Here is a 14,862-nt window from a genome sequence, read left to right as displayed (position 1 = left end):
ATTCTTACCGTCTAACCAGGGATTGACTGCACTTGGATTTTTATGAAAGAATTCCAGGATGCTCTTATAACCCATTGATTTGATTTGTGGCTCCATATTGATCATGGTTTTACCTGAAGCTTTAAAGGTTATTGAGTGCAATTCGGTACCAAATCGTAAAATGTAATGGCAAATCTTGATAGAATCATCTTCATAATCAATCACCTCAATATTACCTTTGATTGCTTCCTTAAGGAAAGTTTCGCTATACATTGAAATTCCCTTTCCTCTTATCAGATAATCCATAATGGTGAACGCTAGGGAAACCGGACAATTGAGATTTCCCATCATATTTATTTTCAATAACTCCAGCTTTTTCAAAATGTCTTATGATTCTGCAGATGGTATACACAGGTACCGAGGTTGCTGCCTCGATCTGTCTCATACATTGAGGGGTTTCGCTTTCTTTCAAAAACCTGAGCACGCTCAACTTCTGTTTGAAGTACTTTCTTGAAATAATTTGATTATATTTGGCTAACTCCCTGGGGGTGGTTGTGATATTTCGACGTTTCATTGCTACCTCCTTTTCAATTTTTATGATATCTTCAATTAATTAAATGCCCTCTTTCTTCCCTGTTTAAAAAGAGCTTGCTGGACTTCGTCAATATTAAATCGATACGTTTTTCCATACTTTACAAATGGTATTGAACCAGACTTTTTCATTCGCTGAAGTGTTGAATTGCTTATTTTGAAATGAGAACAAACGTCTTCTGCTTTAACTAACTCCCTGTTAGGATCTAAATTTTTTTTCATGACATTCTTTTTGAGTTTGAACTATAAAGCAAATAAAAGGCTAATAAAGACCATTATTATATGCATTTACGCAATAGAATAACTTGATAGGTAAAAATATGTTTAGATACAATTAGATACTAAGTGGCGGATTGATTTAGAGATTTTCAAATACAAATAAATACATTACGCTTTTTTTTGCTTTTACGCAAATGCGTAATTTACATCAAAAAAAAGCCTCAAATTTTATTTGAGGCGCAATGAGTAATTTTAAAATAGCTAAATGTTATTTTTTACATCCTTAATTAAGGACTTGAAGATGTCTAAATATTTGTTAGAGGATGTATTAAAATTTATTAATTTTTGATTTGATAGACCTATTTTATCACCTTCATTAAAAAATGCCTTACAACCATTAAAAAACTGAGTTGCCTTAGTTCGTTCCTTAAGTATTTTTTCTTCCATAAGCGCAGTATAGTACACTTTTAATGCAACGTTAGCCCCATGACCATTTAACCATTTAAAACCATCATCTATAAAATTAATATCTAAGTTAGGTTTATTGAGAATTTTTAAAAAGCTTTTAAAATCCTTGGCATACGGATCTCTAAATAGATTAGAAATACTCACTTCTCTCTTTTGGGTCACATTTGAATAGTATGATACTAGATATAATGTTAAAGAATTAATTGAATGTTTAACTCCAATAGAAATATCGGTGAAATATTCATTATTAATGAGTGCGTTTACATAACTAAATATTAACGATCTATCGATATAATCCGGGATTTTATCAAAATATTCATTTTTTAGAAACAATTCTAAAGAATCCCTTTCATAAACATTTGCGTATAATAGTTCTAAAATTTCACTAGCTGTATTAAAGAATACTAAAGCTCTATTTGTATTTCTTAGTGACTTCTGCAGCTTAAAATCATAGTAATAACAACTTATTTCGGCAATTTCGTTATCTGTAAGAACATCCGTTAAACTTCTATGTTTTGAGTAGCTTATTTTCTTTTTCATCATTCACCCCCTGAAACTTTCTTTAAGAATGATATTGGATTACCCCAAGCATCTTGCATTGCCTTTCGCTTTATATTTTCACTTATATTTACGTATCTCTGGAACGATCTATAATCTTTATGCCCACTGATCTTCATGACTTGTTCAGCCGACATACCTCTTTCCAGGGAAAGGGTACAAAAAGTCTTTCTCGCCGTATGTGCTGATATCAATTTATATTTTGGAAATATTTTTTCAACCTTCTTAGCTCCCTTGTAACGAATAATTTCTACTTCTTCATTTATTTCTGCAAAAAGACAAAGCTCTTTTATATACTTGTTGAACTTTTGACTACTAAGTTTTGGTAATGGATATAATTTATCCTCATACCGCTTCAATATTTCTGATGAATACCCATTTAAAGGTATCCTAAGAGGTCTTTTCGTTTTTGTAACAGTTAATCTTAATTCATTACCTTTAACATTCGTCCATTTTAAAGCTGAAAGATCCGAATATCTTAACCCAGTGGAGCAACCAAAACAAAAGATATCCCGGACCTTATTAAGTGTAGCTGATAATATGAATTCTTCTGGATTCTGATAAGAAGCTATTTTATTAGGCAAATTCGAAAAATCAATATTAAAAAGAGTTAAAAACTCATTTTCGGTCAAAGAAATTACTGGCAATTCTTCTCTTTCAATAGAAAACTTCCTAAAGCTGTCGCTAACTGGTATATCAAATTTCTGGGCATATCCTAAAAATGTTTTTAAAGTAGAAAGCTGCTTCGCTATTGTGGTATTACTTAAGCCTCTTTCTTCTCCAGACACTACCATTCTTTTGTTGATTAGAAAGGTTTGAAAGCTATCAAAAAAACTGTAGTTAATCGATTCAAATTTTATCTTAACCTTTGTGAAATCCTGAAAATCTTGGAGATGTTTCTTTAATGATTTGTAAACCGTTAGACTGCCTTTTTGTCTTTTATCTTCATTCTCCCTAATATATCTATCAATAAAATCAAAAAGAAATTTATTGGGTTCCTCTTTTTTAGAAAGAACTCTTTTTAAAATAGAAATTTCAGATGCAATATCAGAAACTGTAAATGACTTCCTATCCAAATAAAATCTTTGAGCAGTTTCATTTGCTTGCTTAACCAAGTCATTAAGTTGGTTGTTGAATTCGGCTACCTCATCCTCATTTAATAAATTTTCAAATACACGATCTGGAAATAAAATCTTTGCAGTTTTTCGATTTAAATATATTATCTGTTTTAATTGGTCATTCCAATATTCAGGTAGAATATTTATGCCGGTTGATATTTTCTTTCTATTTCCTGCTACTGAAATAGTGAATAATATTGGACTTTCACCAAGCTTATTCATTTTATCAGTACGAAGGATAAAATTAGTTGTTAGTAAGGCCATGAAATAATTTTTAAATGCATTTCAAATATAACTAATTATCTTAAAAGGGGGACAATTTAGGGGACACTATTTTGATAATCGGTGATAATTAATGAATTGCTATGATAATCTATATTAAAGACTATCAGTATTTTAAAGTATCTATTTGTATTTATTCAAATTTTAAGTATTCATAGGTTCAAGTCCCTCACTCTCCGCATAAAAAGCTTCAATCGCAAGATTGAAGCTTTTTTGCGTTGTGAGGGTTCAGTCATGCGCAGGCGGGTGTTCGATTCTGGAAGGCTTAACAATAATTATCCATTTTTTGGCCATGGTTTCCATGCTACCCATTCAAAATATGTTTGAATTCAGGTTAGAATCGTGCTTTAAGTATGTTTAAAGTAGGGTTAAAGTACTGAAAGAGTATATGAAGCATACATTTTGCATACTTTCAGTATACTTTCACTATGGTTTTGCCTCGTAGCCAACTTTTAGCAATCTGTCTTTATGGAAGATGTTTAATATTTCATATAAGTACATTCGTCCTTAGAAAAGCCGTTATAGATAGAAAGTTATGAAAAATTTGTGGTAAATTTAATAGATGTCAAATCCATTAAAATTTATAAGGTTAATTTTTATATTCCTGATATTATTCGTGACAATTTCAGGGTGCAAGAGTATAATGTATAAGGTAGCTGGTATTGAAGCCATTAAAGAATTCGATAATAATAAAGTTGAACAGTTCGAAAAGAATTTTAAAAAATTAAATCCAAATATTATCACGAAAACAATTTCAAAGGAACAATTTCTTACCTATGTGGAAGGCTTTGGCGATTTATATAAAAATGATTTGAAACAACCCCTTCAAATTCATTATTATACGAATGACACGCTAGTTTCATTCCATGCAAATTGTTATGCCAAAGCATCTATTGGAGGGTCTTTAGATTGGAATTATGATGGTAAGTTCGATGAATTTATTCCTAAAACCTCAGCTCAAATAAAAGAAAATAAAGGTTTAAATTATATTTTAAATGAATTTAGTTTACCTGTATCTAAAACAAATAATACCATCATCTTTTTTTGGTCGAATTTAATGCCCAAACAAAGTATGGAGGCCTTTAAATTAATAGTGGAGAATTCAAAGATTTCAACAGGAAAATCTACGCTGATTACTATCAATACCGATCACTTTTTTGCTGGGGAGAAAATATGATGACCTCCAACTTTATTGACAGAATAATTTATTTATGTTTATTTATCCAAATTGAAGATAATGGATTCTATATTAACACTAAAATTAAATAAAAACGTAATTGAGCGAGCAAAAAAATATGCTTCAACAAATAAAGTAAGTTTATCTAAGTTAATTGAAAATTATCTTGATTCGCTAACGCGAGAACAAAATGATGACTTTGCTATTTCTCCTTTTGTAAAAAGTATTTCTATGGGAAAAACTATTCCTAATGATATGGATTACAAAAAAATAAGAGATGATTACACTGAATATTTAGATAAAAAGTATCAATAAAATGCAAAAGATATTATTGTACACTAAAATTGTTTATTTCTACCATCCTTATAATGATTATGAGAAAATTTCTATTATTTATTTTAATCCTTTTTTGCCATATATCCATTTACGCGAATGATGGTGCTTATTTTGCCTCTGGAAATCAGTTGATTCCAATTCAGGAAACTGATATTTCCGTTCAAAAGGAAATCCTTAACATCAAAAAGATCAATAATCAATTTATTGAAGTATCGGTGTATTACGAGTTTTTTAATCCCGGTGCAGATAAAGAAATCATTGTTGGTTTTGAAGCCATGTCTCCGCAAGGGGATGTAGATGGAGCTCCTAAAAAAGGACTTCATCCATACATGCATGATTTTACGGTAAATATGAATGGGAATAACCTGAAATATCAAGTCTCCTATGTGGCGGATTCACTCTATAATCAACAGGGGAAAATCAAAAGCATCGATCTGAAGACTTTTGGGGGTAATACTTCCGGAAATTATGTGGACTTCTTTTATGTCTATCATTTTAAGGCGAAATTTAAAAAGGGAAAGAATATCGTAAAGCATACCTATAAATTTGATGTATCGGGTAGTGTTGATTACCACTATGATTTTGAATATGTATTAACAGCGGCTAATCGTTGGGCAAATAAACAAATAGATGATTTTACCTTGAATGTAGATTTGGGTGATTTCGAGGAGTTTGATATTCAAAAAACCTTTTTTACGAATAAAGAAGACTGGAAAATCAATGGAATTGGTAAAAAGAAGGATGTAAAAGGCTCTCCAAATGGCATTAAAGATAAGGATGCAGTTACATTTTATGTGCAGGATGGCTCATTGACCTTTCATAAAAAGAATTTTAAGCCAAAAGGTGAACTGTTCATTTATAGTCTAAACACCTATTTGCAATCCATGAATAATAATGAAATCGATTTTTATTTGCCATTTTCCATTCATCAACAAGAGAAATTGGCAATTGATGAGCCTATTTCTTCGCTTCAACGGAAGATCTTTCGGAATTTGCCTTTTGCAAGGAGGGGATTTGTTTTTCACGACAAGGATCTCAAAAGTTATTATGAACAAATACCGTGGTATATGCCAAATCCGGCCTATGTGGCAGATAGTAAAAAGGTTTCCCAAGTAGAGCAAAAATGGATTTCGAAATGGAAATAAAGCAGGAAAGTCCGCAGGATTTTGATCAGGTATTCCATTTAATAAAAGATGCTTTTGAAAAGGAGGTCTATACAGACCATCAAGAGCAATTTTTGGTCGAAAGATTAAGGAAATCTAAAGCCTTTGTGCCGGAGCTATCTCTTGTGGCAGAACAGAACGGTAAAATTGTAGGCTATATCTTGCTCACAAAAATAAAACTCGTTCCTAAAGATGGGGCAGTGATTATTCCTGAAAATGTGGATCAGTTTCTGGCTCTTGCGCCTGTAGCTGTACATCCGGAATACCAAAACCAAGGAATTGGCGCAGCATTGATCGGAGAGGTCCATAGAAAGGCGAAAAGTCTGAACTTTAAGGCCGTCATACTTTTAGGCCATGCTGATTATTATCCCCGATTTGGTTATCAATTATGTAAAAATTTTGGCATTGAATTACCATTTGATGTACCTGAAGAAAACTGCATGGCATTGGAACTTTTTCCTGGGGCATTAGCAGCGTTTTCAAGAACTGTAGTCCAATATCCAGCAGAGTTTTTCGACTAATCTGCCATTATAAACCAATAAAACCTGTACTTTTAAGGTAAATAGAAAAACAGCATGCTAGATAAGCCGATATGAAATTAGAATTTACCCTTAGTGAAGCGGACTACGTGGACTTTAATCTATACGTGGCATCCAAAACAGAAAGTATTAGAAAAAGGAGACAGTTAACGAAATGGATAATTCCTGTAATCTATCTATTAATCGGTGCTTACTTTTTATATAAAGGCTATCAATTAGGAGCTTATATCTTTCTTGCTATAGCAGTGATGTGGGTTTTTAGTTATCCTGGCTATGAAGCTAAAAAGTATATCAAGCATTTTAAAAAGCATATCCAACTCAACCTGAGTAAAAGTTTAGATAAGATGGTAACCATGGAATTTCTGGATGATCATATTTTTTCAAATGATGGGATGAAGGAAACCAAGGTGCAATATGAGGAACTGACGGAGATTATTGAAACCGGAAAGGCGTTTTATCTGATGATCGATGTAGGCCATGGATTTATCATTCCTAAATCGAAGGTAGATACGCAATCCGTAGGCGACTATTTCTATAAATTATCCGAAGATCTTCAGATTGCTTATATCGAAGATTTGAACTGGTCTTGGAAATAATAAATTGTCTGGATGAAATCCTCTTTATTAATCATTTCGTTTGTTTTTGCTGCATTTTTTGGAAATGCTCAAGTGTTGTCCTTCGATCAAAAGTTTTACGATGCACTGGATAAGTGGGTGGTATTTGAAGGCACTGGGAATCCTAAAAAGCATTTGATTGGATTTGTTTACTTAGATGAGCTTTCTGGGTTTTCTTTTCGGCATCATGCAACAGTTCTAGATAAGGAGGGTGGCTTGGTTTTATTGGATCCGATTACAGATGCTATTATGGCATCAAGACTGGATTCAAGGACAGTAGATGTCGCTATATTATCGGATAAGCAGGTGCAGGAGCTGAAGCTGCCCAGAGAACCAAATTGGTTGTCTGTTTATAAAGTCAACGAAAAAACCGATAAATATCAGGTAGCCAAAGGAAGGGCATACAATGCGGCCGGCGTAAGTGATTTGGCATTGCCGATCCTGTTGAAAGTTTATGAGAAGGATCCCCATCTTGAAGGCCTTGAATTTGAGCTGGCCTATGCCTATAACCATATCGGAAGTTTTTACAAAGCGGTGGTGGTTTTGAATAAGGCTATCGAAAATGATCCAGATAACTTTTGGTTTTATAGGGAGTTAGGGTTTTCATTTAAACACTTGAACAACCTAAAAGAGGCAGAACGGATTTATTTAAAAGGCATTGATCTTTCAAATGATAACTATCAAAAAGCTGAAATGGCGATCAATATGGTGCAGAGTTTTTTCCACGTAAAGGATCGGAAGAAGTTTGACGAATGGGTGTCGATCCTTAAGAAATATGCGGATGAAGATTCTCAATTTCTGGATTATATTCCGGTATTTGAGGAACGTTGGGATATGCAAAGAGAAAAATAATTGGTAAATTTAGATATTCAAAAATGATATATCTATGGAATTGATTAAACCTTTTACAAGTGCCAGCCAAGCAATTGATCTGTTGGATAATGGCGGTAAGTTTTACAATATTTTTACCAGTGCGGATGATGATATTATTTCTCCTTCGGAAGTGGGGAAATTAGCCGGTGTAGTGTTTGAAAAGCAGAAAGCGGTGCTGTATCTGCAATTGGCGTTATCTAAATTATCATCACGGGAGCAATTGGAAGTGGAAGGAAGGTTTGATGATACGCTTTCTGAGAATTATACGAAGTATCAGGCGGAGACCTTGCATTCGGTGCGGAACCTGAACGATAATAAGATTTCTACGAATGTGATTATTAGGGGGACAGTAAGGAAAATTGAGGAAGCAGGGTATGTGACTGGTTTTATTCAGATTCCGGTGGTGGATACTTTTACGTTGATCCCGATTTCGGAGACTTATACGGTTTATGAATTGATGGAAGAGGGGAATGGGACAGGTGTTTTATTGGCACATGAGAAATCGGAGATGGAATTGCCGGAAGGAGTTTTGACTGTTGCTGGGGTGGTTAAGGAGTTTCAGTTGGAAGAATCGGAGGGAAGTAGTACGCAGAAATTTGTTGAGGTAAGTTATTTCGCGGAGTAGATTTCTCGTCATTGCGAGGAAACTTGCGTCATTGCGAGGAAACTTGCGTCATTGCGAGGAACGAAGCAATCTTTTTCTAGGTCATCCTGAACTTTCCCTTTGTCATCCTGAGCGTAGTCGAAGGATCTGTACGCTGGTAAACGAACAGATGGTTCGACTGCGCTCACCATGACATGGCTAAAGATTGCTTCGTCGTGCCTCCTCGCAATGACGGGGAGAAAGATTGCTTCGTCGTGCCTCCTCGCAATGACGAGGATTTGCAATGACGCTGTTATCTTTCCATCAACTCAAAATCTGCTTCCTGCACATCCCTAACATTACCACCAACAAAAACCTTAAATGCTCCAGGCTCAGAAACAAACTCCAAACTTTGATTATAAAATCTCAAATCCTCTTCCGTAATCACAAACTCAATCTTTTTCTTCTCACCCTTCTTCAAGAAAACCTTCTGGAAATTCTTCAATTCCTTAATAGGTCTTGTCACAGATCCAACCATATCCCTAACATACAATTGCACCACTTCCTCCCCATCAAAATTCCCCGAATTACTCAGTTCCACAGACACCCTAATCTCCTCACCCTTAGCAAACTTATCCTTATCCAATTGAAGTTTTCCATAATCAAATTTACTATAGCTCAATCCATACCCAAAAGGATATAAAGGATCATTAGCCACATCCAAATAATTACTTCTGAACTTCTGGAACCATTGCCCTTCTCCCAAAGGTCTACCCGTATTCTTTTGGCTATAATAAATCGGTAACTGACCAACATTCCTCGGAAATGTTGCCGGTAATTTTCCCGAAGGATTCACATCTCCAAACAAAACATCCGCCACTGCCTTACCCGTCTCTGTTCCTCCAAACCAAACATTCAATATCGCTGGAACATGTTCATCCTCCCATGTTAAAGTCAATGGTCTCCCTGCAAACAATACCAAAACAACAGGTTTCCCGGTTTTCAATAAAGCTTCCAATAATTTCCTCTGCGAATCAGGGATATTCAAATCCGTCCTGCTAGAGCTTTCACCACTCATCTCCGAACTTTCTCCCAATGCAGCAACAATAACATCTGCCCCCTTACTTACTTCCAAAGCTTCCTGGATAACAGTTTCCGCTGGCCGTTCATCCCGAGGGATCGTCCTTCCAAACATCGTTGATCGTTCCTGTAATTTAGCATCTGAAGTAAGATTAGCTCCTAAATGACTTACAATTTTAACCTTATTGCCTAATGCGGCCTTCATTCCATCAACCAATGAAAGCGTTTTTTGCAGATCCGCACTTACACTCCAAGTTCCGGGCATATTCGCACCAGTATTTGCCAATGGACCTATAACAGCCACCGTTCCCTGTTTTTTAAGCGGTAAGACCTGCCCTTCATTTTTCAATAGAACAAAGGATTTTCCAGCGGCCTCACGCGCCAAGCGCAGATGTTCTGCCTTTCCGATCTCTTTCTTTGCCCTGTCTTCATTACAATATCGGAATGGGTCTTCAAATAATCCCAACCTGTATTTGGCTTCCAACACATAACGGCATGCCCGATCGATTTCAGTTAGGGAAACTTTCCCTTCATCCATGGATTTTTTCAAGGTGGTCAGAAAACCCTCACCAACCATGTCCATATCCACCCCGGCCTTAAGGGATAGGGCAGAAACCTGTTGAAGATCACCCAATCCATGCTCAATAAGCTCATTTACGGCCGTATAATCGGTAACCACCAGACCATCGAATTTCCAATCCTTCCGCAAAAGATCAGTCAATAACCATTTGTTTGCGGTAGCTGGCACACCATTGATGTCGTTAAAGGAAGTCATGACAGACATGGCACCCGCATCTAAGGCTGCTTTATAAGGCGGGAGATATTCGTTGTACATGCGATGTAGGCTCATATCGGTGGTATGGTAATCTCTTCCAGCTTCGGCTGCCCCATATAGTGCAAAATGCTTTACACAGGCCATGAGCGTATTGTATTTACCCAAATCATCACCTTGATAACCAATGACCATTTCCCGTGCGATTCTGGAGCTTAGGTAGGTATCTTCACCGCTTCCCTCCGAAATCCTACCCCAACGGGCATCCCTCGAAATATCGACCATGGGCGAGAATGTCCAATTTATCCCATCCGCTGCTGCTTCGACAGCCGCTACGCGCGCAGTCTGTTGGATTAAGGGCATATCCCATGTGGCGGCCAATCCCAAAGGGATCGGAAATACCGTTTTATAGCCGTGAATAACATCCATCCCGAAGATAATAGGGATTTTTAAGCGGGAATGCTTGATAGCTAACTCCTGCGCCTTACGGATCTTTTCCGGGCTGGACATGCTAAAGATCCCGCCAATTTTTCCAGCTTTGATATTGTTCTCTACATTGCTGGAAACCACCGATCCGGTAGTCGCCTCACCACCGGTAACCAGATTGAGCTGCCCGATTTTCTCTTCCACGGTCATTTTACCCATCAATTCGTTGATAAAGGCATCCATTTTCGATTTTTCCTGTCCGAAAAGATTTAAAGTGCTAAAAATCAATACGGCAAGACTTGTTGATTTCAATATGTTCATGGGTCAAGCTATTAATTGAACGCTATGTGAAGCTATTTTATGTTCGGGCTTTTGAAGCCTAATTTTTTTAATCCTTTTTGAATTTCTGGCGCCTGCATGAATAGGTCCCAGATCAATCCTGTCCTGTAATTTTCGATCATGACTACGATTGGTCCTTGGTCAATGGCCAGATAGCGTTGTGGATACCAGTTTTCTGTTTCGCTATAGGCATCATAAAAGCCATATTTCCCCCAGACCTTATTGCCAAGCTGATCGAATAGGTATTTGGCGAAGGCAATTGATTCTTTAGGAGCATAAGGCATGGACGATAGGGCTGCTGTTGGGCTGATCACCGATTTATCATTATCGGGATGATGGGCATCATAACCTGCAATCGAATAGCTTGCGGTCCATCCCCAGCCTTTGTCCGCACCATAACCTTTATAACCTTTCGGATTGGCCTCACTATACGCAATATTGATCTTAGTATGGTTCTTCACCACATCGCCGTAGTTCACATAGGCATCTTGAAGATCGCTAGGGTTTAGTCCCATAAAGGAATAATGTGCCCAAAATAGAGGCCCCACTTCTCCAGGCTTAGCATTATGCTTGATGCTGATAGGGATGTCAAATTTCTTAAGGTCACTTTTAATCGCCCCATTCCTAGCCCAACCTTGGTTATAAACAGCAGTATCAATAGGGTGTGTAGGTGAGGAGGCTGCAAGAATATAGGTGATCAAACATTCATCGTATCCCTGTACAGCATGGTTCATCCCAAATTCATGGGTTTTGCTCCAATGCCAATAGATTACATGCTGACCATTGGTATAATGTTTCCAGTTGATTTCCTTCCATAGGGCATCAGCCTTTTTGGCGATGGATTTTTGTAGATCATTTCCATTTTTGAAATATTCCCGAACCACGATAAGGGCTTGGGTCAAAAAAGCGGTCTCTACAATATCTCCACCATTATCTTTTTCACTAAATGCTTTGACCTTGCCTGTGTCACCATGGTACCAGTGTGACCATGCGCCATGAAAACGCTCGATCTTTCCTAGGAAATCCATGATTTTATCCAGCCTTTGGGTTCCTTCTTCTTTATTGATGAATCCACGTTCCATGCCTACTACCAATCCCATGATGCCGAATCCGCTTCCGCCGATAGTAACAACCTGCGGGTCGTTCTGCGGATAGACGCCATCAATATGGATTCGTTCTCTGGCCAATCCGGAATTCGGTTCTGCACCTTCCCAAAAATATTGCAGGGTCTGTGATTGTATTTTGTTGAGTAGGCTGTCTTCTTTTGGAATCGATTGGGTTGTGGTATCTGCTTTTGAAACAGGTTTTTCCTGAACTTGGTTGTGGCAGGAAAAACTACCCAAACCCGAAAATAGTAATGCTATAGTTAGTATGCGATTCTTCATGGCTAAAGATATGAAACTAAAAATGGTTATCTGATTTAATACAAAGATGTGATGTAAGGCTTTTGTTTTAAAATTTTATGTTTATACATCACTACTACAGATTTATTTGGGGATGTTTTTGAGAGGTTGGGAGGGGGTATGTTGTTGGTAGTTAGGTGGATGTAGTGGTGTTTGAGGTTAATAAATTTTGCTTATGGTGTAGATATTACACATTGGCTGTGCTGAGGTAATGATGTAGTGTTTTGTGATGGGAAAGCAATGGGGAGACTGTAATTGTAGTTGATGATTTGGTTTTTTATTGATGGTATGATTGTATTTTGATGATTTGATTTTTTTTGTCATGCTGAGCGTAGTCGAAGCATCTGTTCGTAAACAACCGTACAGATGCTTCGACTGCGCTCAGCATGACATTATTGTTAACATTATAATTCCATTAATAAATCAACCTGCTTATTTCACCAATTCCTTACTATAAAGTTTTTGATGAATACCATTCAATTCTGTTACAGGGATCTTGATCACTTTCCTATCATAGGTCATCAAACCATTTGTTTCAATTTCCACATCAGTAGTCTGTGTATATACCGCTGCCGACAATCCCAATGGTATCAACCTGGTTAAATGATCTACCAATCCACTGTACCGCTTTTTCAGTTCATCAGCATTCTTAAAAGATTGGTATCCCCAGTTATCCTTCTGTTGCCAAGTATGGTTTTCAACCGGAAGGCCCAACCCTCCGAATTCTCCTAGTGCCAAAATATATTTATCGCCGAACAATTCTGGGCTAGGCATGGCCGCATCCGGGTAATTATGGATATCCAAAATATGGCCAGGTGCATTGAAGTTACCGCCCGATGCCCCATTCACCAATCTTGATGGATCGTTCTGTATCGTCCAATCCACAATCTCCTTGGTCTTGAACTGTCCCCAAGCCTCATTGAAAGGAACCCAGATCACGATACTTGGGTAATTATGCAATTGCGCCATAATACTTTTCCATTCCTTTCTGTAAATAGCTTCCGATTCAGGCGATCTATCCTTATCGTGTTTTGCACTACTGATCTTTCCGGGCTGCATATCCCAAAAATTGCCACCTAGGTCACCACTTGGCATATCTTGCCAAACCAAAATGCCTAGGCTGTCGCAGTGTCTGTACCAACGAGCCGGTTCCACTTTGATATGCTTCCGGATCATGTTGAAACCCATTTCCTTGGTTTTGACGATATCGAATTTCAATGCCTCATCAGATGGAGCGGTGTGCAGCCCATCAGGCCACCACCCTTGGTCCAAAGGACCATAATGGAAGATGAACTCATCATTTAAGTACATACGCTCAATACCTTGAGCGTCTTTCTTTTTGCTGATCTTTCTCATCGCAAAGTAGCTCTTCGCCTCATCTACCACTTTACCCTTTCGAAGCACTTTAATCTGTAGGTCATAAAGGTGAGGCCTAGATGGGCTCCATAGTTTCAGGTCATTCAATTTCAATTGATGCAGATCTGCTGGACTACCCTTTACCTCCGCTACTTTTTGACCGCCATCAAAAGCTTCAATTAGAATTTCATCCGAAGCCTGGGCGCCTTCGATTGCAGCCTGAATGGCTAAGGATTTTTGGTCTATATCAGGAGTCTGTTTAGTAGATACAATGTAGGTTTGAGGAACACTTTCCAACCATACCGTTTGCCAGATGCCTGAAACTGGCGTGTACCATATCCCATGCGGATTGATGATCTGTTTCCCTCTAGGTTGAGGTCCTTCACTCGTAGGATCCCATACACGGATCGTTAAATCCTGTTTGCCCGATTTTTTGATCGCCTTACTGATGTCAAAGGAAAAGGCATCAAATCCACCTTCATGGCTTCCGACATGTTGGCCATTCAAATACACGTCACATTGCCAATCCACCGCGCCAAAATGCAGGAGCACCTTGCCCTTGTTCACTTTCTTGTCGATAGTGATCTGGTTGTGGTACCATATCGCATCATCCTTACTAACTCTTTTTCCGACCCCTGACAGCGCAGACTCTATGGCAAAAGGCACCAAGATATCGCCATCCCAAGAAGTCGGGGCGGTTTTTTGATCTTTTGGACTAACCTTGTATTTCCAGAGTCCATTGAGGTTCTGCCAATTGTTCTGCCGAACCAATTGTGGTCTGGGGTACTCGCGATGTGCATTTTGAGGGGTTACTTGTTCTGCCCAAGGGCTCAGGATCTTGTCGACTACAGGTTTCCACGTCTGTGCGAATCCTGTAGAAAGCGAAGCGGTTAGCAAACATGCTATGGCAACGGTTCTTTTCATCATGTTGGTCTGTTAAGTTTAAATTGATCTAATCAATAGCGCTAGCTATTCAAATAGGTTTC

Annotated in this window: 14 protein-coding genes; 7 read left to right on the top strand and 7 right to left on the bottom strand. The window is 37.7% G+C overall.

Going from position 1 to position 14,862, the window contains the following annotated elements; genetic code table 11:
• From VJ786_RS13515 to VJ786_RS13500, 4 genes are all read right to left on the bottom strand, one after another.
• Nucleotides 1-285: hypothetical protein (locus VJ786_RS13515; protein WP_336557884.1), on the bottom strand; the 285-nt coding region annotated here is incomplete at its 3' end.
• A 303-nt stretch (nt 286-588) separates the two neighbouring features.
• Nucleotides 589-792 carry an excisionase family DNA-binding protein gene (locus tag VJ786_RS13510; protein WP_134776571.1) on the bottom strand — a complete coding sequence of 68 codons (204 nt, stop codon included), beginning with the start codon at nt 790-792 and terminating at the stop codon, nt 589-591.
• A gap of 258 nt (nt 793-1,050) precedes the next feature.
• Entirely contained in the window at nt 1,051-1,800 is a 750-nt protein-coding gene (locus VJ786_RS13505; protein ID WP_134776570.1) for a hypothetical protein, read from the bottom strand.
• Nucleotides 1,797-3,197, bottom strand: a complete 1,401-nt coding sequence (locus VJ786_RS13500) for a site-specific integrase (protein WP_134776569.1) — start codon at nt 3,195-3,197, stop codon at nt 1,797-1,799. The genes VJ786_RS13505 and VJ786_RS13500 overlap by 4 nt, the downstream gene beginning before the upstream one ends.
• Before the next feature lie 661 nt (nt 3,198-3,858).
• Here VJ786_RS13500 and VJ786_RS13495 point away from each other — a divergent pair.
• The 7 genes from VJ786_RS13495 (at nt 3,859) to VJ786_RS13465 (ending at nt 8,542) form a co-directional block, all read left to right on the top strand.
• The gene (locus tag VJ786_RS13495) at nt 3,859-4,392 is read left to right on the top strand and encodes a hypothetical protein (RefSeq protein WP_134776568.1); all 534 of its coding nucleotides are present in this window, start codon (nt 3,859-3,861) and stop codon (nt 4,390-4,392) included.
• 60 nt (nt 4,393-4,452) lie between these two features.
• On the top strand, nt 4,453-4,707 hold the full coding sequence (locus VJ786_RS13490) for a DUF6364 family protein (protein WP_134776567.1): 255 nt from the start codon (nt 4,453-4,455) through the stop codon (nt 4,705-4,707).
• A 59-nt stretch (nt 4,708-4,766) separates the two neighbouring features.
• Complete coding sequence (locus VJ786_RS13485) at nt 4,767-5,873, top strand: YARHG domain-containing protein (protein ID WP_134776566.1); 1,107 nt, start codon at nt 4,767-4,769, stop codon at nt 5,871-5,873.
• Entirely contained in the window at nt 5,864-6,412 is a 549-nt protein-coding gene (locus VJ786_RS13480; protein WP_134776565.1) for a GNAT family N-acetyltransferase, read from the top strand. The genes VJ786_RS13485 and VJ786_RS13480 overlap by 10 nt, the downstream gene beginning before the upstream one ends.
• Before the next feature lie 71 nt (nt 6,413-6,483).
• Complete coding sequence (locus VJ786_RS13475; protein ID WP_134776564.1) at nt 6,484-7,026, top strand: YcxB family protein; 543 nt, start codon at nt 6,484-6,486, stop codon at nt 7,024-7,026.
• A gap of 12 nt (nt 7,027-7,038) precedes the next feature.
• On the top strand, nt 7,039-7,896 hold the full coding sequence (locus tag VJ786_RS13470) for a tetratricopeptide repeat protein (RefSeq protein ID WP_134776563.1): 858 nt from the start codon (nt 7,039-7,041) through the stop codon (nt 7,894-7,896).
• A gap of 34 nt (nt 7,897-7,930) precedes the next feature.
• Entirely contained in the window at nt 7,931-8,542 is a 612-nt protein-coding gene (locus VJ786_RS13465) for a hypothetical protein (RefSeq protein WP_134776562.1), read from the top strand.
• 271 nt (nt 8,543-8,813) lie between these two features.
• Here the strand turns inward: VJ786_RS13465 and bglX are convergent, their stop codons facing one another.
• From bglX to VJ786_RS13450, 3 genes are all read right to left on the bottom strand, one after another.
• Nucleotides 8,814-11,099 carry a beta-glucosidase BglX gene (gene bglX / locus VJ786_RS13460; protein WP_134776561.1) on the bottom strand — a complete coding sequence of 762 codons (2,286 nt, stop codon included), beginning with the start codon at nt 11,097-11,099 and terminating at the stop codon, nt 8,814-8,816.
• 32 nt (nt 11,100-11,131) lie between these two features.
• The gene (locus VJ786_RS13455) at nt 11,132-12,502 is read right to left on the bottom strand and encodes a glucoamylase family protein (protein WP_134776560.1); all 1,371 of its coding nucleotides are present in this window, start codon (nt 12,500-12,502) and stop codon (nt 11,132-11,134) included.
• A gap of 450 nt (nt 12,503-12,952) precedes the next feature.
• Nucleotides 12,953-14,803: a glycoside hydrolase family 2 protein gene (locus tag VJ786_RS13450; protein ID WP_336557883.1), complete on the bottom strand. Its 1,851-nt coding sequence runs from the start codon at nt 14,801-14,803 to the stop codon at nt 12,953-12,955.
• Nucleotides 14,804-14,862 lie beyond the last annotated feature (59 nt).

It is taken from the genome of Sphingobacterium tenebrionis (assembly GCF_037126265.1).
GTDB classification, from domain to species: Bacteria; Bacteroidota; Bacteroidia; order Sphingobacteriales; family Sphingobacteriaceae; genus Sphingobacterium; species Sphingobacterium tenebrionis.
This window is presented reverse-complemented; position numbering and strand designations above follow the sequence as displayed.